We start from the raw sequence: 19,616 nt of genomic DNA on the forward strand, positions 1-19,616 counted from the left end.
AAACTACTTTTAATCAGGGTGAGAAGCCCGTATCATCCCGAGTCCTAAAGCCTGATGGCAGAAGGCCGTCATCTAAGTTTTGGCCTACATGCTTAACCTAACGCTGTCGTTCAGCTAGCAGGTCTTGGCCTAACGCTGTTAGATTTACCATTGGATATAAAATACTAGCGCTTTGCTCGTTACCTAAAAGACGCTACATAAAAGGACTCGGTCGTACCTCTGGTTCGCCCTGATATCTCCCTTAAGGAAAGAGAAAACATACCATGACTGATCAACAAGATTCTCATAACCCCTATACTCCCCCAGAAGCCAGCGTTAGCGACGTTGCTGTTGCGCTTGATGAAGGTAATGAAACCTTTATTCCCGGCGGTCAGGCTGTTCCAGCCGGCGGCGGCGTAAACTGGATTGGCGATGCATGGAACCTGATGAAGCCTAAGCTAGGCATGTGGATCCTGATGGCCGTTATTCTGTTCGTCATCCTGATGATTGTGCAGATCATTCCAATTGTTAGCCTGCTAACTACGCTGATTATGCCTGTCTTCGTCGGCGGCATCATGTCTCTGTGCGAAAAGCAGCGTGTCACCGGTGAGTTCGATCTGGGCCTGATGTTCTCCGGTTTTCAAAACAACTTCGGTAGCCTGATCGGCGTTGGCGCAGTGATGTTCGGTGTCAGCATTTTAGCTGTTATCGTTATGTTCGTCGTTGGCGGCAGCGCTATGATGGGTCTGGCACTTGCCGGAAACGATCCATCAATGGCCATGACTGGTGCAAGCAGCGGCATGCTGTTCATTGGTATCATCCTGATGTTTGCCATCATGATGGTTGGCTATGCGTTAACCTGGTTTGCTCCTGCACTTATCGTGCTGCACAAGCTGCCTCTGGGCCAGGCTATCTCTATGAGCCTGTCCGCCGTGAAGAAAAACATTCTGCCGGGTCTGGTGTTCTTTATCGTCATCAGTATCGTCATGGTAGTTTCCATGATCCCGTTCGGCTTAGGCCTTCTGGTCACTATGCCGCTGATGCTGGCCACTTACTACACCAGCTATCGTAACCTGTTTATCGCTCAGCGCTGATTATTCAGGACTAAAGCCGGGCACTCGCCCGGCTTTATGCGATAACAATGCTTGATACAGTTCGCGACGTTACCACTCCTGAGCTGATTGAAATTCAGCTCCACCCTGCGGGTTTTCTGTCCCGCGGCTTTGCTTTCCTGATAGACACACTCATTCGCTGGACGCTCATTGCCATGCTGGCCATCCCTGTCCTGCTTCTGGGCAAAATGGGCATTGGCATCGGCCTTATTATTCTGTTTCTGGTTGAGTGGTTTTATCCGGTATTCTTTGAAGTTTTGTTTAACGGCAAAACCCCCGGTAAGCGGCTAGCCGGGCTTAAAGTTCTGCACGACAACGGAACGCCGATAGGCTTAAGCGCCTCGATTATTCGCAACTTTTTGCGCTTTGCCGACTTTCTTCCCCTTTTCTATTTCTTTGGCCTGACATCGATGCTGGTCAACAAAGAGTTTCGCCGTCTAGGCGATATTGTGGCGGGAACCATCGTTGTTTACAGCGTGCCGCCTATTTCCTATTTTAGCGTGCCGCCTGCTCTACCTTTGCAGCCGGATTTTCCGCTTTCAAGAGAAACACAGAAGGCCGTCGTCTCTTTTGCCGGTCGTTCATCGGGGTTAACCGGCCCGCGTCAGGAAGAGCTGGCGTCGCTTCTACCTACGCTGTCCAAGCCTGAGGGCGAAGCGCTGCAGGGCGCGGCTCGGCTTATCGGCATCGCTAATTTTCTGATAGGCAGGAAGCCATGAAGCAGACGCGATTTGAAGCTATGCATGAAGCCGAATGGGCCGAATTTGAAGGCTGGTTGACTCACCGCAAAAAAAACACCTATACGGCAAACAACCGCACAGAGACATTCGACAGCCACGACATGCCCTCCCGCTATCGCAGCATCTGTCAGCACTTGGCTATCGCGCGCGATCGGGGCTATAGCCTGCTGCTGATCGACAGGCTGCACGGAATAGTGCAGCAGGGTCACGACGAGCTTTATCGCGCCAACAGCGGCATCAGTCAAAGAATGTACGACTACGCTATCGGCGGATTTGCCACCGAGCTGCGCGCCAACCTGCGCTGGATCATGCTGTCATTTGCTCTTATCGCCGTGCCCTGGATAGCGATGATGATCGTCATCAGGATCTGGCCCGACTTTGTTTTTATCGTTATGCCACAGGACGACGTTTACTCCCTTGACGCCATGTACAGCGGTGAGGACACGTTTAACTATGGCTCGAGCATTTTCCGCGAAGCGGACTCAAACTGGATGATGTTCGGCTTTTATATTTACAACAATATCAGCATTGCCTTTCGCGCTTTCGCCGGGGGAATACTGGCCGGTATCGGCACGGTTTACTCTCTGGTCTTCAACGGCATTCATCTGGGGGCAGCGGAAGCACGGTTAGTCAACATTGGTGCGGGTCGCAACTTCTACTCTTTTGTCAGCGGGCACTCCGCCTTTGAAATCGGCGGCCTGATTATCGCAGGAGCGACCGGGCTGAAGATGGGATGGAGCCTGATAGCGCCGGGTCGACTAACCCGTCTGGACTCACTGAGAATAACCGGTCGTTCTGTGCTGGGGCTTATCTGCGGCAGCGGCGTTATGCTGTTTATCGCCGCCATGATTGAAGCCTTTTGGTCACCGCACAACTTTCCTTTTGTGTTAAAAATCAGCGTTGGCATTTTCAACCTGCTGCTCATTTTGGCCTACTTTACCTTTACAGGGAGGCGCCATGCAGCTTGAGAAACTCGCTATTTCGCTTCGCCCTCGCCATCCGAATGAAGCCATCGATCTCGGCATCAGAATGGCAATGCACTGGAGTAAATCGCTATACAGCGCCTGGTTCTGCCTAGCGCTGCCGACCATTATTATTCTGTTCGCGCTGGGGCGCTGGATGGGCATTGGCTACTGGGGCATCAGCGTCGCTATCTGGTGGATAAAGCCGCTGTGGGACAGAATGGGCGTTTTCGTTATGGCGCGCACTGTCTTTGGTGAAGAACCAACGCTACGCCAGTGCATCAAGGCTATTCCTACCCTGTTAATGAAAACAAAGCTGCTGCGGGCGCTAACCTGGGCGCGCTTTACCCCCTACCGCTCTCTCACTCTGCCAGTGGACGTTCTAGAAGGCGTTAAAGGCCCCGTAGCCCGCACGCGCAGACGCGCCGTATCCAGCTATATCGGCTTTAACGCCATGGTTTTAACGTTCGCCGGTGTTATTATCGAAACGATGTTCCCGTTCTGCATCATGGCTCTTTTAGCCATGCTCTCCGTTGACGGCAACGCCATTGCTCCCGACATGTCGATGGACATCCTGAGCTATCTGCGAAACGATTTCTCTTTAAGCGATCTTACTATCTACGTTTTGGGCATGCTGATATGGGAACCTATTTACGTTGCTGCCGGATTCTCTCTCTATCTTAAGCGCAGAAGCGACATTGAAGCCTGGGATCTGGAACTCCAGTTTCGCAATATCGAGAAAAAACACAGCAAAATGCCCTCGGCGCTGTTTGGCCTGACGCTGGCGGTTATCACCTCTGTTGGCCTGTTTGGCTATTCTGACAGCGCTTTTGCCGCGAATACCACAGACTCTGCTCGCCAGCAGAATATCGACCTTGCCCCACAGACGCTAAAAGACATTCTTCAACAGCCTGAATACGGCGGTAAAACCACAAAGAAAACGCCTAAACTGCCTGAGTTCAGCAGCGCTGAAAAGAAAAAACCTAAAACAGAAAAGATCACCCCCAAAAAAGACTATTCGACCTCAACTTCCCCTGGCTTTGCAGGCATTAGCCAGAGCCTGCTGTGGATCCTGCTGGCTCTGGTGGTCGCCGCGTTGGTTTATGTCATTATCGTTCGCCTGCCGATTATGCGCGGGAGGCAAGATGTGGACTATCAGCCACCGATTCAAATTGCCGGGTTGGACATTCAGCCAGAATCGCTGCCGCAAAACCTTGCCGATGCCGCCTTAAGGCTCATCCGAGAAGGTAACCTTCGCGCCGCGCTGAGCCTGCTGTTCAGGGGTTCACTGTCGGTTCTGGCGCACCGCGATCGTATCGCCTTTCGCTCGTCGGATACCGAACAGGACTGCATTCGGCGCGTTAAGCGCAGTGACAACCCCAGCGGCACCTTTTTCATTCAGCTCACCCGACTATGGCTCGCTCTGGCCTACGCCCATCGCGCCCCGGACGTCACAGAGCTGGAGCGCCTGTGCCGTGAATGGCCCACTCATTACGATCACCAGTCACAGTGGGAGGCGAATTAACGATGTCTGCTGAAAAAGGCAAATCCAGCCTCCCCATCGGGATTATCCTTGCCGTGCTGCTGGGGATTGTCGCCGTATTCGCCACAGTGATGTATCAGAATCTCGAATGGGAAGAGCAGGAAGTGACGCTTCCCCCCAGCATTAAAGTGCTGACTAACCGCTACTACACGGCTGAACAGCTGCTGGAGAAATCGGGCTACCGGGTTCGCCACGCTAACGACGGATTTATTCTCGATAAACTTCCCGCTCAGGCAACGCTGGTTCTGTTCAATACTTCAGTATTAAAAGACGAAGGCCAAAGAAAGAAGCTGATTTCCTGGGTGGAAAAAGGTGGCCATTTAGTACTGTCTCCACGCGTGGATGAAAACAGCAGCGCCCTGTTTGATCTGATGGACGTTTACGTCAAGGATGGCTACTGCGAAGACGACGACAAGTCATGCCAGCGCAGGCTGAAAAATAAACGAGAGGCTCTTGAAAAAGAGGATGCCGCTCAGGAAGACAGTCCGAAAGAAACGCGTCCATCTTCATCAACAGCCAGTACGTCCATTCGCTTTGAAGGTGACAAAATGAACGTTGATGTCGCCAGAACTCAGCGTTTCTACGTTGATAGAGATCAGTTTGAAGAGAACGTCAATGACGTAGGCAAGAGCGACTGGCAGATCATCAGCCGGTTTAGCATCAAGCAAGGGAAGGTCACGATTGTACCGCTGTCGCTGTTTACCAATACCAATATCAAACGCTACGACCACGGAAAGCTGTGGCTGCACATCGCCACGCTGCCGAACAGGGACGACACGGTCTATCTGGTGCGCTACATTTCGTTTCCTAACCTGATCCATTGGCTGTCAGACAAAGCGCCGTACACACTGGCCGCTCTTATTCTGTGCATCCTGCTGATCCTCTGGCGATACGTGCCGCGTTTTGGCGCCCTGATCCCAACGCCTCCGCCAGTGCGCCCTAGCCTGACAGAGCACCTCAAAGCGGTTGCAGCCTTCCTGCTTAGAAACCGCAACTACAACCGCCTGCTGGGGCACCTGCGGGAAGAGACGTTACAGCTATTGCAGCCGCTGAGAATTCACTACCCCGGTAGCCACAGCGACGCTGAACTGCTGGCTCAGCTAACGCAGTGTGATATCACCGCCATTACTCAGGCTTTTGGAACTCAGGTTCAACAGCTGAATGAATTTACTCAGCATGCCCAGACGCTTTGCCTGCTGATCGATCGTTTAAACGCACTGCAACGCAGTACGAGTCGGAGATTTAATTATGGAATATAGCTCTACAGACAACTTTTTTAGCGATGCGATACCGCCTAAGGTCGCTGTCGCCCCTTCTTCCGTTCCGTCTATTCCGACCACGCCGCAGGAAGCGGGTGAAGTCGTTCAGCAGATAAAGCATCAGATCCACCGCGTGTTTGTCGGTCAGGAACAGGTTGTCGAACAGATCCTCTGCGCCCTTCTGGCCGGTGGTCACGTTCTGCTGGAAGGCGTGCCCGGGCTGGGTAAAACGCTGTTGGCCAAAGCGCTGGCTCAAGCCTGCGGATGCCAGTCGTCGCGCATTCAGTTCACCCCTGACCTGATGCCTGCCGACGTCACGGGTCACATGTTCTATGATACCAAGGCGACAGAGTTCATTATTCGCCGCGGCCCGGTCTTCGCCAATCTGGTGCTTGCCGATGAAATCAACCGCGCCCCGGCAAAAACTCAGGCAGCACTGCTGGAAGTCATGCAGGAAAGTCAGGTTACCATTGAAGGCGAAACGCTGCCGCTGGCACCGCCTTTCTTGGTTATCGCAACACAAAACCCGATTGAACAGGACGGTACTTACGCCCTGCCGGAAGCTCAGCTTGACCGCTTCCTGCTGCACGCCGTGATTGACTACCCGACTGAGGCTGAAGAGCGCTCGCTGATCGCTGCCATTACTTTTGAACGCATCGGCGATCGCCTTGATGTAGAAAGTGTGGAAACTGTCGCCAGTCAGGAAGCCATTGTGGCGCTGCAAAAAATCACCGCCTCTGTTCGGGTTGACGACAGCGTGCTGGACTACGCGCTGCGCATCGTGCGAGCTACCCGCAACTGGCCCGGCATCGCCACCGGAGCTGGGCCGCGCGGCGGCATTGCGCTTATTCGCGTCGCCCGCGCCAGTGCCATCCTCGATGGTCGAGATTTCGTTACGCCAGACGATGTCAAACAGCGAGCGCTGGCCACACTGCGTCACCGCATTGCGCTGTCCCCTGACGCTGAAATCGAAGGCCTGACGGAAGAACACATTCTTAATCGTCTGCTGGAACAAATCGAGGCGCCGCGCAGATGATTCTGCCATCCAACCGTCTGCTAACGCTTGGCGGGGTCTGGTTTTTTGCCTCCATTCCCGCCGCGATAGAGCCTATGCTACTGCCGTTCTGGCTGGCGGCAGGCGGAGTGCTGCTGTTTATCATCACACTAGACGCGGCGCGTCTGGTGCGCCAGCCGCTTCCTGAAATCAGGCGCGACGTTGCAGGCAGCCTCCCGCAGACAGTATGGAGCGACGTTAAGCTCTACTTGACCACTAAGGTTGCCTCTGGGCAGCTGCTGAAAATTAAAGACAGTCCACCGGAAAAGTGCGAATACAGTGACGACGCAGTGACTCTGCGACTGGAACCCCAGCGGGAGACGGAGGTTGTCTATCAAATAAGGCCGATGATGCGGGGAGACCTGTCTTTTGGTCAAACACACCTGCGCCTTGAGTCCCCTTGGAGGCTGTGGCAGCGGCAAATGTGGATCGGCGAACGCCAGAAGATCAGCGTCTACCCCAACTTCGCTCCGATCACTCAAATGGCTCTGCAAACGACGCTAACCCAGCTCAGTATGGGATTTCACAAGTTTCGCAAACGTGGACAGGGCATGGAGTTTGAACAGCTGAGAGAATACCGCAGCGGCGACTCCCTTAGGCAGATTGACTGGAAGGCAACGACCCGCATGCGCAAAATGATCTCTCGCGAGTATCAGGACGAGCGCAATCAGCGGATCTTTATCATGTTGGACTGCGGCCGCCGTATGGGCGCTGGTGAGGGGGAACTGACCCACTTTGACCACACGCTGGACGCTGTGCTGCTGCTTTCCTACGTTGGCCTGCGCTACGGTGACTCCGTTGGGCTAATGAGCTTCGGCGGGCCAGAGCGCTATCTGTCCCCTGTAAGATCGGTTAACGCCATCAACCGTGTACTGCATGAAATTTACGACCTACAGCCGACTCTTGCCAGCAGCGATTTTGAAACAGCCGCTCAGTCGCTCGTCAGCCGCGAACGTAAACGCTCTCTAGTGGTGGTGTTTACTAACCTGCGCGATGAAGATGAAAGCAGCCTGCTCGGTGCTGTCAGGCTGTTAAGCAAACGGCATCTGGTTCTGGTTGCCAGCCTGCGGGAAGCCGAACTCGATCAGGCCGCCGAGCTGCCCATTGAGAATGCGCAGGATGCTGCGCTTCGAGCTGCGGCAGCAAGCTATCAGGCTAGGCGTAAGTCAGTGCTTGCACGCCTTCGCAGCTCGGGCGTGCTGTGCCTTGACGTTCAGCCTCAAGAACTAGCGGTAGAGAGCGTCAACCGCTATCTGGCGATTAAGGCCGCCGGTAGACTATAAGAACGTGATTAAATATATAAGTTAACGCTAATAGATACAGAAGAGGGAGTGCTGTCGCACTCCCTCTCCTACTTTTCTGATTGAGAAACCGCAATCAGCTAGTCATTCATCGCTGGATCGACCACCAGCCGCTTCGGTGCAACCATACCGTCGTCATTAATCTGGCCTACGCCGATAAACTCCCGCTCTTCTCCGACAGTCAATCGAACCATGCCCTCTTTAGGCGCTCCAGCTACGCGAACTGCCTGGCCCTGTTTGACATAGCTGCCAACGCTCGGCAAAAGATTAACTTCAGGGAAGTCCTCTACCGCAGTGTCCATAGGCAGCAGCAGAGGATCCAGCAGTTCAGCCAAAGGCTGCTCCATCTCCTGAGACTGCGCCACCAGCGCCTCAAGCTGTGCCAGAGTAACCATACGATCGGCCGGGTAACGGGCAACGTTCAACCTGCGAAGGTAAATAACGTGCGCCCCACAGCCAAGCATTTCACCAAGATCGTCGATAATCGTGCGGATATAGGTGCCCTTGGAGCAGTGCACTTCAAGCTCCAGCTCATCGCCCTGGTGGCGAATAAGAGCCAGCTCGTACACGGTGATATCCCGCGCTTCCCGCTCAATCTCAATACCCTGACGCGCGTACTCATACAGCGGACGCCCCTGATGCTTCAGCGCAGAGTACATCGAAGGCACTTGCTTGATACCACCGCGAAAGCTTTCCAGCGCTCGCTCCAAGTCTGCTGCGCTAAAGGCGACCGAGCGTTCAGATACGATCTCACCGTCTGAGTCGGAAGTATTGGTTCGCTGCCCCAGACGAGCAATGACTCGATAGCGTTTATCCGCATCCAGCAGGAACTGAGAGAACTTGGTTGCTTCCCCTAGGCAGATCGGCAGCATGCCGGTCGCCAAGGGGTCCAGCGCGCCGGTGTGGCCCGCCTTGTTGGCCTGATAGAGGCGCTTAACCTTCTGAAGAATGTCGTTAGAACTGGCGCCTGTCGGCTTATCCAGCAGCAGGACGCCGTGAACGTCGCGACCGCGACGGCGCGGACGACCCATTATGCCTCGCCCTCGTCACCATCAGCCGCAGCGCGGCGCTCCCGATCGTTCTTCACTACGTTGCTAACCAGATTAGACATTCTCATCCCTTCAACCAGAGAGTTGTCATAGGCAAAGGTCAGCTCAGGGATAACCCGCAGGCGCATCGCTTTGCCCAGCAGGGAGCGAATAAAGCCAGAGGCGTCGGTTAGTCCCTCAAGGCCTGCTTTGATAGACTCTTCATCGCTGTCGTTTAAAAACGTTACAAACACTTTGGCATAGGCCAAATCGCGGGAAACTTCCACGCCGGACACGGTCGCCATGCCGATGCGGGGATCTTTAACTTCACGCTGAAGAATGATTGCGATCTCTTTCTGCATCTCTTGCGCCACGCGCTGAGTGCGGCTGAATTCTCTCGCCATAGTAATTTCTCCAAATAATGAGGGGGGACACGTTCGCCCCCCCAAATAGTGCAGTATCACCAGCCTGCTTTTACTAACAGACCGATTGGTCTTCGAGCATTAAGCGATAGTACGCTTAACTTCGATGACCTCAAACACTTCAATAATATCGCCGACGCGAACGTCATTATAGTTCTTCACGCCGATACCACATTCCATGCCGTTACGGACTTCGCTGGCGTCATCCTTAAAGCGACGTAGGGATTCCAGCTCGCCTTCATAGATAACCACGTTGTCGCGCAGTACGCGGATCGGATTGTGACGCTTCACTACGCCTTCTGTCACCATACAGCCAGCGATAGCGCCAAACTTCGGTGAACGGAACACGTCACGCACTTCTGCCAGACCGATGATCTGCTGCTTGTACTCAGGAGACAGCATGCCGCTCATCGCCTGCTTCACTTCGTCAATCAGATCGTAGATAACAGAGTAGTAACGCAGATCCAGACTTTCAGCCTCGACAACCTTACGTGCAGAAGCGTCGGCGCGGACGTTAAAGCCCAACAGGATAGCGTTGGATGCCGCCGCCAGCGTAGCGTCAGTTTCGGTGATGCCGCCCACGCCGGAGCCAACAATTTTCACCTTCACTTCATCAGTAGACAGGCGCAGCAGCGATTCACAGATCGCTTCCGCAGATCCCTGAACGTCAGCTTTCAGAACGATATTAAGTTCGGAAACGTCACCTTCTTCCATGTTGGCAAACATGTTTTCCAGCTTGGACTTCTGCTGGCGAGCCAGTTTGACTTCACGGAATTTGCCCTGACGGTAGAGAGCCACTTCACGGGCTTTCTTCTCGTCGCGCACGACGGTAGCTTCGTCACCCGCAGCCGGAACCGCAGACAGACCAAGGATCTCAACCGGGATGGACGGGCCAGCCTCAGTGATTTCCTGGCCCAGCTCGTCACGCATTGCGCGAACGCGGCCGTATTCAAATCCGCACAGCACGATATCGCCCTTGTGCAGCGTACCTTCCTGCACCAGAACGGTCGCAACCGGACCGCGTCCCTTATCCAGGAACGACTCGATGACCACACCGCTAGCCATGCCGTCACGAACGGCCTTCAGCTCAAGCACTTCGGCCTGAAGCAGAATGGCGTTAAGCAGGTCGTCGATACCGGTTCCCGCCTTCGCGGAGACAGGGATAAACTGAGTTTCACCGCCCCACTCTTCCGGCAGAACGTCGTGCTGAGACAGCTCGTTTCTCACTCTGTCGAGATCCGCTTCTGGCTTATCGATCTTGTTCACAGCAACCACTAACGGCACCTTGGCCGCTTTGGCGTGCTGAATAGCTTCAATAGTCTGAGGCATTACGCCGTCATCGGCGGCAACAACCAGTACCACGATATCCGTCGCCTGAGCACCGCGGGCGCGCATTGACGTAAACGCGGCGTGCCCCGGAGTATCCAGGAACGTGATCATGCCGTTGTCGGTTTCAACGTGGTATGCACCAATGTGCTGAGTAATACCGCCCGCTTCGCCAGAGGCGACTTTGGTAGAGCGAATGTAGTCCAGCAGAGACGTTTTACCGTGGTCAACGTGACCCATGATGGTAACAACCGGCGCGCGCGGCTCCAGAGCCGCATCGATATCGCGGTCGCTCATCAGCGCTTCTTCCAGTTCGTTTTCACGACGCAGGATAACCTTGTGGCCCATCTCTTCAGCAACCAGTTGAGCAGTTTCCTGATCGATAACTTGGTTGATCGTCGCCATGGCGCCGAGCTTCATCATCGCCTTGATGACTTGAGAGCCTTTTACCGCCATTTTGTTGGCCAGTTCGGCAACGGTAATTGTCTCACCGATAACGACGTCGCGGTTAACCACTTGAGCTGGCTTGTTAAAGCCCTGCTGCAGGGTGCTAGGCTTACGCTTGCCCTTACCGCCGCGAGTTGCTGCACGCGCTTCTTCACGATCGGCTTTGGATTCGGACAGCTTGTTGCCCTTTTTAGAGCGGGTAGACTTGCCGCTGCGAGCGCGGCGATCGCCTTCCACTTTACGGTCGTTCTCATCTTCCGCTTCGCGAGCGTGGTGAGACGTCGTAACGTGGTAGTCGACACCCTCTTCCTCTTGTGGAGCGCTCGCCCAGCGGGCTTCGTTTTCTTCAGCCATAGCGCGAGCTTCCGCAGCCACGCGTAGTGCGTCAGCCTCGACCTTACGGCGGGTTTCTTCTTCCGCCTTACGCTTCAGCTCTGCGGCTTCAGCTTCACGCTTCGCCTTTTCGCTCTGCTCCGCAGAAACCTTTTCTGATTTCTCAACAGCAGGCTTGGCGTTTGCTTTCGCTTCGGCTGATTTCTTCTCAGCCGCTTCGCGTTTGGCTTTTTCTTCCGCTTCGCGCTTGGCCTTTTCTTCCGCTTCACGCTGGGCTTTTTCTTCCGCCTCGCGTTTGGCCTGCTCTTCGGCCTCGCGCTTAGCCTGTTCTTCTGCCTCGCGGGCTTCTTTCGAATCGCGGTTTACATAGGTATGCTTTTTGCGCACCTCAATCTGGACGGACTTATTCTTGCCGCCAGTGCTTGGGATGCTTAACGTGCTGCGCGTTTTACGCTGCAGCGTCAGTTTGGCCGGCGCGTTGCCCTTATTCAGGTGCGCCAGCAGCGTCTCTTTTTCCTGCTGCGTCACAGAGTCCGCGGCAGATTTCTGGATGCCCGCATCAGCAAACTGCTGTAACAGGCGATCTACCGGAGTTTGGATCTCCGCGGCCAGCGATTTTATGGTTACTTCTGACATGCTGTTCCTTCCTGCTACAGTAATTACTCTTCATTGCCAAACCAGCAGATGTTGCGCGCGGCCATAATTAGCTCGCCGGCCTTTTCGCTGGTCAGGCCTTCAATATCGGTAAGATCGTCAACGCCCTGTTCGGCGAGGTCTTCAAGGTTGCAGACGCCCATGGCGGCAAGCTTGAAGGCCATTGCGCGATCGAGGCCGGGCAGATTCAGCAGCTCGTCCTCAGGCTTTTTACCGCTCTCTTCCTGCGCCAGAGCCAGCGTTGTTAGCGCGTTCTTGGCGCGTGAGCGCAGCGCTTCAACGGTGTCTTCATCCAGACCGTCGATTTCCATCAGCTCTTTTGCTGGGACGTAGGCCAGTTCTTCCAGCGTTGAGAAGCCTTCCTGCACCAGAACGGTGGCGAAGTCTTCATCAATGTCCAGATACTTGGTAAACGTATCGATGGCAGCAAAGGATTCTGCCTGATGCTTAGCCTGCAGGTCTTCGGTGGTCATCACGTTCAGTTCCCAGCCGGTCAGCTGAGCCGCTAGGCGAACGTTTTGGCCGTTACGGCCGATAGCCTGAGCCAGATTGCTGGCTTCAACGGCGATGTCCATCGTGTGCTTGTCTTCGTCAACAACGATAGAGGCAACGTCAGCCGGCGCCATCGCGTTGATCACGAACTGAGCCGGGTTATCGTCCCAAAGAACGATATCAATGCGCTCGCCGCCCAGTTCGCCGGATACCGCCTGCACGCGCGCACCGCGCATGCCGACACAGGCGCCGACAGGGTCGATACGCTTGTCGTTGGTCTTCACAGCAATCTTGGCGCGTGAACCCGGATCGCGAGCTGCGGCTTTGATTTCAATAACTTCTTCGCCAATTTCTGGCACTTCGATGCGAAACAGTTCTACCAACATTTCCGGGCGGGAACGGCTGATAAACAGCTGAGCGCCGCGAGCCTCAGGGCGCACGATATACAGCACACCGCGCAGGCGGTCGCCCGGGCGGAAGTTTTCGCGCGGCAGCATGTCTTCACGGTTGATAACCGCTTCCGCATTGCTGCCCAGATCGAGAATGATGCTATCGCGGTTAACCTTCTTCACCACGCCAGTGACGATTTCGCCTTCGTACTCGCGGAACTGCTCTACCACCATGGCGCGCTCGGCTTCGCGCACTTTCTGCACGATAACCTGCTTCGCCGTTTGGGTCGTAATGCGGTCAAAGGTCACAGATTCAATCTGGTCTTCAACAAAGTCGCCGAGCTGCATAGCGGGATCTTCGAACTGAGCCGCTTCCAGCGTAATTTCACGCGTGGGCTGAGTGACCTGATCGACCACCAGCCAGCGGCGGAATGTATCGAAATCGCCTGAACGGTGATCGATGCTGACACGCACGTCGATATCCTGCTCATACTTTTTCTTGGTTGCCGTTGCCAGAGCTGTTTCTAGCGCTTCGAAAATCTTCTCACGAGGAAGCGACTTTTCGTTAGAAACCGCCTCGACAACAGCCAGAATCTCTTTATTCATCTAGTTGCCTCATATGAGCTTAAAAGTGGGGAACAATGTTCGCTTTCGCAATATTGCTTAGAGCAAACATCTCGTCTTTACCTTCAACGTCAAGAACGATGGTCTCGCCCTCTACGCCTTTAATCGTGCCAACCCATCTACGGCGATTCTGTATGCCGATACGTAGGGTCAGGCTAACCTCTTCACCGATAAAGCGCTCATAGTGCGCAGCGGTAAACAGCGGCCGGTCTAGGCCGGGTGACGAAACCTCAAGGTTGTAGGCCGTTGTGACGGGATCTTCCACATCCAACACCGCGCTAACCTGATGGCTGACGTCCGCACAGTCGTCAACGGTAATGCCGTTTTCGCTGTCAATATAGATACGCAACGTCGACTGACGGCCGCGAATAAATTCAATACCGACCAGCTCAAATCCGAGCGCCTCAACCGGTGCGCCGATCAGTTCCGTTAACTTCTGCTCTAGCGTGGCCAATCCCACCCCCAAGACATAAAAAAAGGGCCTAAAGCCCAGTGATTTTGCTGTCAAATAACAAAAAACCCCGATTAATAAGTCGGGGCTTTTTGTAACTGGACCCTGTTTATGACTTAGTGCCGTCGCGCTAAGTCAGTCTAGTCTCTTTTCAAATAAAGTAGCGATACGCCAAGAAGAATATTATTTGAAAACAGGCCAAGGAATACTGGTTGCGGGGGCCGGATTTGAACCGACGACCTTCGGGTTATGAGCCCGACGAGCTACCGGGCTGCTCCACCCCGCGTCCGAACGATGCGTATAATACGCCAGTCACTGGTAAAACGCAAATATTGATAAGCCGGCCTCCTACGCTTTGCCCTTCTCTTTTCTTTTAGCGTTTAAAAGCGTTGTTATCGTTTATCTCTCGATGACGTTCTGGCCATTCGCCTCCCTGTTTGCAGCCCAATCCGACGGTGATAGTATGCGCTTATCCATTCCTTAGCTGCGGCGATTTTTCATGTCCTTCACCCTCCGCCAACTGGAGTTTTTCGTTACGCTCGCCGATACTGGGCAAATCTCAAAAGCCGCACTGCGCTGCAATGTTTCGCAGTCATCAATGACGGTGGCGTTAAAAAATCTGGAAGAGCAGTGCGAAAGGCAGCTGTTTACTCGGCACGCGAAAGGCGTTCGGCTCACCAGCGCTGGCGAACGGCTTTTACGCCACGCCAGACAAATCCTCAATTCTGCGCGATTGGCTGCGGGAGACGTTCGCGCACAGTCGAACGAGCAGCTAGGCCCGCTTCGCATTGGAATGACGGAGACACTGTCAGCCTATATGCTGCCCACGCTGTTAAACGACATGTCCGCCCGCTTCCCCTCTCTGATGCCTGAGCTGGTTGAACTACCCTCTGCACCACTGTTTCGGGCTGTCGAAAACGGTGATGTCGACTTTGCCATTATGCTGATCTCTAACCTCACGCCACCGGCAACCTGCGAAACCGAGATTTTCTTCCGTTCGACAAGGCGGCTGTGGACCTGTGCCGGACATCCGCTACAAAACGCACCAACCATCACGCTCAAGGACGTGGCGAATGAAGACTATTTGCTGCTCGACATGGACGATCATATTCCTATCGTCAACAGCTACTGGGGAAAGCAATCCCTCAGTCCAAAGGTCAAATTCAAGTCAACGTCAATAGAAGCGGTAAGAAGCATGGTCGCACTGGGACTCGGCGTCACCATTCTCTCTGACTTTGTCTATCGAGCCTGGTCGCTGGAAGGCAACCGAATTGTACGAAGGGACGTCAGCAATATTATTCCCTCAATGGATATTGGCGCAGTGTGGATGAAAGGCCGCCCCCTGTCTGATTCTGCGCAGATTACTCTCGATTTTATCCGCCACCAGCGGCTGTATTAATGCAGATAGCACAGCGGGCCGCTAAAGCGACCCGCTGTTATTCTACCCGTAGCGCACTGAATCAGCCGCCGAGGCTAAAGAATGCGTAACGCCCAAGCAGCTCTGCCGCGATGGTAACAACCAGCGCCAGCGCGAGCATACTGCATGGCAATGCCTGACGCTTTTTGACAACGCCGTTCACCAGCATCAAGAGAGCGCCAATCAGCAGTACACAGCGCCCTAGTGTCAGTGCACCAACGTTGGCGGCCGCCGTCCTGACGGAAATACCTACCGCCAAGTTAGGCGCCGAAGTAGCCAGCATGGCGACAATCGCCAAAGAGGCCAACAAAAAGCCCAGAATGTACAGCTGAAACAGCGGTGACATCAGGCTAGCGCCGCCGTCGTCAGTACACTTACGCAGCGATGACTGCATGCAAACCACCGCCAGCAGGCTGCCCATCATCAGCGCGGAACCGTAAAAGCCAGCATAGGTTCCCCAACCCTGCCAAAGAATAAAGCGGCTGTTGTCGTAAATGGCGGACATGACAAAGATATCCGCCAGCCCCACCAGCGCCGTTAAAGCAACCAGCGGCGCGGGCAGCGTCTTTTTCATCAGCATAACGACGACGGTTAAGAACAGCAGCCCCATAAACAGCGCGGTGAACAGGATCTCACGGCTCATCCATGAGCTGGCAACGTGATTTAAGGTGTACAGCGCGTGCATTGGGTTTCCCAAGTGCGCCATCGACGCCAATAGGCCGATACCGCCAACAGCCAGCGCGCACAAGAGCGCTGGCCTAACGACGGAGAGGCGCTGGCTCCCATCCAGCTCGCGCAGCGCGAACGATTGGCAATACCAGGCAGTCAACACGCAGCCTATTGCAAGCTGCATCAGCAGCGTAAAAATAACTAGTGGCCATTCATGCATGTCAGTTTCTCCGCTGTGTTTTGCCGCTAACGATCAGATTGGGGTGCGTGATGGACGCATCGGGCAGCCCTTCGATATTGGCGTTGTCGCCGTACTTTTTACGCAGCTCGACAATGGGGCCGAAGTCCAGCGCCCGCATCGGACAAGCGTCCACACAGGCCGGGTTTTCCCCCTTGGCTCGCAAACTCAGGCAGGTATCACACTTGGTCATCATGCCGGACGCTTCATCGAACTGAGGCGCTTCGTAAGGGCACGCCCAAGTACAGTAGCGGCAGCCAACGCACAGGCTGTGATCGACCACCACTACGCCGTCTTCTTCGCGCTTGTGCATCGCCTTGGTCGGGCAATGGCTGACGCACGCAGGCTCATCACAGTGGTTACAGGAAATGGAAAGGTGCCAGCTTCTCGGCTTCGGGTAGCTGCCCTCTTCAAAATCGTAAACCCGCCGAAAGTTTCGCCCCACCTCAAGCTCGTTTTTGTCTTTGCAGGCGATGACACAGGTTTTGCAGCCGATGCACGCCGCGGCATTAAAGTAAAATCCAACCTGTTCCATACTTATTGCTCCTCACCAAAAATGATGCGCTGCGGACGGGCGACGTCCGCAATTAGCGCTTCTCCGTGCCACTTCTCGACGTTGCACAGCACAGTATTCCAGCCGGATGTGCCAAAGCCGGTCGCCACCTGTTCAGAAACGGCGTTATCTGCACCGGCCAAATCCACGCCAGTGCTTTCATCCAGCTCAAACCAGCTGCCGTGCGGCAGCGCCACAACGCCGGGCTTCAGCGTTTCTGTGACCCAGGCCGGGCGCAGCGTTTTTCCGGCGGCGTTACTGATAAGCACCGTATCGCCGTGCTGAATGCCCAGACGAACGGCATCAGACTTGTTGAGGTAGACCGGTGACGGCCACGCCTCTCTAAGCCAGGGAACGTTGTCCAACGTGCTGTGAGAACGCCTTAAGTAGTGAGGGTTATAAAGCTGGAAAGGATGCTCGCTCTTCACTTTGCCTTTCCAGTCAGAGAAGCTCTCTTCATAGCCTTTTGGTTTTTGCGTATAGGCAGGGATGGCCGGAACTTCGTTCCAACCATACTCTTGGCTGATTTTGGTCAGTTTGGCGCAGTAGATTTCAAACTTACCGCTGTCCGTATCGCGCGGGTGCCCTTGAGGATCTCTCACGAAGTCTTCATAGGCGATGTAGCCGTAGTTGTCACCCTCTTGTCGAGTGACCTGATAGCTGCCCTTTTCCAAAAACGCTTTCAGGGCGATTTTTCCCTGTTGAGCCCGTCCGGTAACGCCCCATTCTGCCAGATCCTGTTCGGTGATAGTCAGCAGCGGCACTTTTGTTTTGCCATCGTCATCTATCACGTTGGCGCCCTGCAGCGTATTGAAAAACTGCTGTTTTTCCGTTGTCGGGAAAACTTTATTCACGTCAACGCCAAGGCGCTTGCCGATTTCTTTTGCGATCCACTGATCGCTTTTCGCCTCATACAGCGGAGGAACGATATTCACCGCCACAATGAGCACATCGCGGTTGCTAGGGTTTAGAATAGTGCCCTCGCGCTCCCACTCGGTAGTGACCGGCAGCACGACGTCCGAATATTTGGCACTGGTGTGCAGCACATAAGTCGGTGACACAATAAACTCAACCTTCTCACGCAGCAGCTTAATGCCCTCGGTAATATTGGCTCGCGTTTGCATGGTGGCGTTAAAGGTGTGGAACATCATCTGGATATCCACCCGCTTCTCACCGCTTCCCCGCTGGCGAAAGACCCCTTCAGACAGCGCTCGGTTAATCTCGTTATGGTTAATGGTGCTTTTCAACGGATTCGGGAATGCTGGCAGCCCAGCGTCACCGCCGTTGACCAGGCGAGGCCCGCCGTTACCTGCCGCATAGTGACAGCTTACGCCGGTCATTCTACCTGGGCGCCCCATATGCCCGGTCATAAAGCCGAGCGTCGAGAAGGCATGCACCCAGCCTTCACCGTTGTGAATGCGCGCAGGCGCCCAGCCGGTTAACAGCGCGACGCGCTTAGTGCCGCCAATCTGTCTGGCTAGGCTGCGAATGTCCTCTGCGGAAACGCCGCAAATATCCGCCGCCCATTCGGGCGTTTTAGGCTCACCGGTAAAGGTACCTAGCAGATAGTCTTTAAAGTTGTCGTCAGGATTCACGCCCGCTGGCATGTGGTCTTTATCAAAACCGACGCAGCAGCGGTTGAGGAAGTCCCAGTCAATCAGCGGATTGCTAGCCGGGTCATCCTCTTCCAGCAGTGCTGACATCACGCCCAGCGCCAGAGCGTGGTCGGTACCCGGGTTGATCGGCATCCACTCAGCGTCAAGCAGCTCACAGGTAGCCGTGTAGCTGGGGTCGATGCAGATAAAGCGCGCTCCCGCCTTTTTCGCCTGAAGATAGTTATAGGACGGGCTACCGGGGCTACTCCAGGCAGGGTTAGCTCCCCACAGAACCACCAGTTGAGATTTGCGCAGATCCAGACGGTCGTTGGCGCCAAACTTAATCCAACCGTCGTGCACGCCGATATACCCCGGAGTGTCTTTCCAGGCTCCCCAAGAGGTGGTTCCCCAGTCGGAGGTATAGCCACCGTAGTTGGCATAGACATTCAGGTAGTGAGTACCGTTACCGCCAGTCAACCAGATAGATTCGTTACCGTACTTCTCTTTTATTCGCTTGGTCTCGCTGGCGACGATGTCCAGCGCTTCATCCCAACTGATGCGCACCCACTGGTCGCGACCGCGTAGAGACTTGTCTCCACCGCCCGGCGCCCAATTTTTACGCTTCATCGGATAGCGAACGCGGTCTAAACCAAATACCTGCTTGCGCTGAGAGCGCCCGCGCAGACAGCCTCGCTGTTGAGGATTATTGGGCGAATCCGTATGGGTATCGTCCGTTTTCTGCCGCTCAACTACGCCGCCAACCACCAGCGCTTTATTGAGGCAGCGGCCGCCGCAGTTATGCCAGCAGGCGGCTGGCTTCCAGACGCCTACCTTGTCCGGCGAGGCCGACGCTTGCCCGGTAACGGTTTCCGCCCGCAGCCCGCGTCCTATCGGCAGGGTCGCGATGGCCGCCGCCGCAGAGCCCAGCTGAATAAACGTGCGCCTGCTGATGCCTGAACGTGATTTATCTGTCATGGGATACTCCTAACATTGCCTATTGCTCGCTATGCTGTTGATCGTCGTTCTCG

The 19,616-nt window shown here is 54.8% G+C and carries 16 protein-coding genes and 1 tRNA gene; 8 read left to right on the top strand and 9 right to left on the bottom strand.

Annotated elements, in window-relative coordinates; genetic code table 11:
* Positions 1-263: 263 nt before the first annotated feature.
* The 7 genes from DQM29_RS14640 to DQM29_RS14670 are packed head-to-tail and all read left to right on the top strand — an operon-like array spanning position 264 to position 7,932.
* Positions 264-1,073: a BPSS1780 family membrane protein gene (locus DQM29_RS14640; protein WP_197708832.1), complete on the top strand. Its 810-nt coding sequence runs from the start codon at positions 264-266 to the stop codon at positions 1,071-1,073.
* Between the two features lie 47 nt (positions 1,074-1,120).
* Positions 1,121-1,810 (top strand): RDD family protein, encoded by a 690-nt coding sequence (locus DQM29_RS14645; RefSeq protein ID WP_111741376.1) that lies wholly within the window; start codon positions 1,121-1,123, stop codon positions 1,808-1,810.
* Positions 1,807-2,799 carry a stage II sporulation protein M gene (locus tag DQM29_RS14650; RefSeq protein WP_111741377.1) on the top strand — a complete coding sequence of 331 codons (993 nt, stop codon included), beginning with the start codon at positions 1,807-1,809 and terminating at the stop codon, positions 2,797-2,799. Before DQM29_RS14645 ends, DQM29_RS14650 begins: the two co-directional genes overlap by 4 nt.
* Positions 2,789-4,318 carry a DUF4129 domain-containing protein gene (locus DQM29_RS14655; RefSeq protein WP_111741378.1) on the top strand — a complete coding sequence of 510 codons (1,530 nt, stop codon included), beginning with the start codon at positions 2,789-2,791 and terminating at the stop codon, positions 4,316-4,318. The genes DQM29_RS14650 and DQM29_RS14655 overlap by 11 nt, the downstream gene beginning before the upstream one ends.
* 2 nt (positions 4,319-4,320) lie before the next feature.
* Positions 4,321-5,595 carry a DUF4350 domain-containing protein gene (locus DQM29_RS14660; RefSeq protein ID WP_170126548.1) on the top strand — a complete coding sequence of 425 codons (1,275 nt, stop codon included), beginning with the start codon at positions 4,321-4,323 and terminating at the stop codon, positions 5,593-5,595.
* Complete coding sequence (locus tag DQM29_RS14665; protein ID WP_111741380.1) at positions 5,585-6,631, top strand: AAA family ATPase; 1,047 nt, start codon at positions 5,585-5,587, stop codon at positions 6,629-6,631. Before DQM29_RS14660 ends, DQM29_RS14665 begins: the two co-directional genes overlap by 11 nt.
* On the top strand, positions 6,628-7,932 hold the full coding sequence (locus DQM29_RS14670) for a DUF58 domain-containing protein (protein WP_111741381.1): 1,305 nt from the start codon (positions 6,628-6,630) through the stop codon (positions 7,930-7,932). Before DQM29_RS14665 ends, DQM29_RS14670 begins: the two co-directional genes overlap by 4 nt.
* A gap of 98 nt (positions 7,933-8,030) precedes the next feature.
* Here the strand turns inward: DQM29_RS14670 and truB are convergent, their stop codons facing one another.
* The 6 genes from truB to DQM29_RS14700 all read right to left on the bottom strand — a co-directional run bounded on the left by truB (position 8,031) and on the right by DQM29_RS14700 (position 14,402).
* Positions 8,031-8,981: a tRNA pseudouridine(55) synthase TruB gene (gene truB, locus DQM29_RS14675; RefSeq protein WP_111741382.1), complete on the bottom strand. Its 951-nt coding sequence runs from the start codon at positions 8,979-8,981 to the stop codon at positions 8,031-8,033.
* Positions 8,981-9,382: a 30S ribosome-binding factor RbfA gene (gene rbfA, locus DQM29_RS14680; RefSeq protein ID WP_111741383.1), complete on the bottom strand. Its 402-nt coding sequence runs from the start codon at positions 9,380-9,382 to the stop codon at positions 8,981-8,983. Before rbfA ends, truB begins: the two co-directional genes overlap by 1 nt.
* Positions 9,383-9,481: 99 nt before the next feature.
* Positions 9,482-12,142: a translation initiation factor IF-2 gene (infB, locus tag DQM29_RS14685; RefSeq protein ID WP_111741384.1), complete on the bottom strand. Its 2,661-nt coding sequence runs from the start codon at positions 12,140-12,142 to the stop codon at positions 9,482-9,484.
* 23 nt (positions 12,143-12,165) lie between these two features.
* The gene (gene nusA, locus DQM29_RS14690; RefSeq protein WP_111741385.1) at positions 12,166-13,647 is read right to left on the bottom strand and encodes a transcription termination factor NusA; all 1,482 of its coding nucleotides are present in this window, start codon (positions 13,645-13,647) and stop codon (positions 12,166-12,168) included.
* A 19-nt stretch (positions 13,648-13,666) separates the two neighbouring features.
* A complete protein-coding gene (gene rimP, locus DQM29_RS14695; protein ID WP_145960378.1) occupies positions 13,667-14,119 on the bottom strand; it encodes a ribosome maturation factor RimP in 453 nt (150 codons plus the stop codon).
* Between the two features lie 206 nt (positions 14,120-14,325).
* Positions 14,326-14,402, bottom strand: a tRNA-Met gene (locus DQM29_RS14700).
* Positions 14,403-14,615: 213 nt separating this feature from the next.
* Here DQM29_RS14700 and DQM29_RS14705 point away from each other — a divergent pair.
* The gene (locus tag DQM29_RS14705) at positions 14,616-15,515 is read left to right on the top strand and encodes a LysR family transcriptional regulator (protein WP_111741386.1); all 900 of its coding nucleotides are present in this window, start codon (positions 14,616-14,618) and stop codon (positions 15,513-15,515) included.
* A 61-nt stretch (positions 15,516-15,576) separates the two neighbouring features.
* Here the strand turns inward: DQM29_RS14705 and DQM29_RS14710 are convergent, their stop codons facing one another.
* From DQM29_RS14710 to DQM29_RS14720, 3 genes are read right to left on the bottom strand one after another with little or no spacing between them, the layout of a single operon-like run.
* Positions 15,577-16,422, bottom strand: a complete 846-nt coding sequence (locus tag DQM29_RS14710; protein ID WP_111741387.1) for a dimethyl sulfoxide reductase anchor subunit family protein — start codon at positions 16,420-16,422, stop codon at positions 15,577-15,579.
* A gap of 1 nt (position 16,423) precedes the next feature.
* Positions 16,424-16,975 (bottom strand): DMSO/selenate family reductase complex B subunit, encoded by a 552-nt coding sequence (locus DQM29_RS14715; protein ID WP_111741388.1) that lies wholly within the window; start codon positions 16,973-16,975, stop codon positions 16,424-16,426.
* 2 nt (positions 16,976-16,977) lie between these two features.
* Positions 16,978-19,563, bottom strand: a complete 2,586-nt coding sequence (locus DQM29_RS14720; protein WP_111741389.1) for a molybdopterin-dependent oxidoreductase — start codon at positions 19,561-19,563, stop codon at positions 16,978-16,980.
* Between the last annotated feature and the right edge of the window lie 53 nt (positions 19,564-19,616).

It is taken from the genome of Leminorella richardii (assembly GCF_900478135.1).
Lineage (GTDB): Bacteria > Pseudomonadota > Gammaproteobacteria > Enterobacterales > Enterobacteriaceae > Leminorella > Leminorella richardii.

Bases quoted from the DNA above. Each gene is read 5' to 3' on its own strand.
- DQM29_RS14640 (WP_197708832.1), top strand. From the start codon at position 264: ATGACTGATCAACAAGATTCTCATAACCCCTATACTCCCCCAGAAGCC.
- DQM29_RS14645 (WP_111741376.1), top strand. From the start codon at position 1,121: ATGCTTGATACAGTTCGCGACGTTACCACTCCTGAGCTGATTGAAATT.
- DQM29_RS14650 (WP_111741377.1), top strand. From the start codon at position 1,807: ATGAAGCAGACGCGATTTGAAGCTATGCATGAAGCCGAATGGGCCGAA.
- DQM29_RS14655 (WP_111741378.1), top strand. From the start codon at position 2,789: ATGCAGCTTGAGAAACTCGCTATTTCGCTTCGCCCTCGCCATCCGAAT.
- DQM29_RS14660 (WP_170126548.1), top strand. From the start codon at position 4,321: ATGTCTGCTGAAAAAGGCAAATCCAGCCTCCCCATCGGGATTATCCTT.
- DQM29_RS14665 (WP_111741380.1), top strand. From the start codon at position 5,585: ATGGAATATAGCTCTACAGACAACTTTTTTAGCGATGCGATACCGCCT.
- DQM29_RS14670 (WP_111741381.1), top strand. From the start codon at position 6,628: ATGATTCTGCCATCCAACCGTCTGCTAACGCTTGGCGGGGTCTGGTTT.
- truB (WP_111741382.1), bottom strand. From the start codon at position 8,981: ATGGGTCGTCCGCGCCGTCGCGGTCGCGACGTTCACGGCGTCCTGCTG.
- rbfA (WP_111741383.1), bottom strand. From the start codon at position 9,382: ATGGCGAGAGAATTCAGCCGCACTCAGCGCGTGGCGCAAGAGATGCAG.
- infB (WP_111741384.1), bottom strand. From the start codon at position 12,142: ATGTCAGAAGTAACCATAAAATCGCTGGCCGCGGAGATCCAAACTCCG.
- nusA (WP_111741385.1), bottom strand. From the start codon at position 13,647: ATGAATAAAGAGATTCTGGCTGTTGTCGAGGCGGTTTCTAACGAAAAG.
- DQM29_RS14705 (WP_111741386.1), top strand. From the start codon at position 14,616: ATGTCCTTCACCCTCCGCCAACTGGAGTTTTTCGTTACGCTCGCCGAT.
- DQM29_RS14710 (WP_111741387.1), bottom strand. From the start codon at position 16,422: ATGCATGAATGGCCACTAGTTATTTTTACGCTGCTGATGCAGCTTGCA.
- DQM29_RS14715 (WP_111741388.1), bottom strand. From the start codon at position 16,975: ATGGAACAGGTTGGATTTTACTTTAATGCCGCGGCGTGCATCGGCTGC.
- DQM29_RS14720 (WP_111741389.1), bottom strand. From the start codon at position 19,563: ATGACAGATAAATCACGTTCAGGCATCAGCAGGCGCACGTTTATTCAG.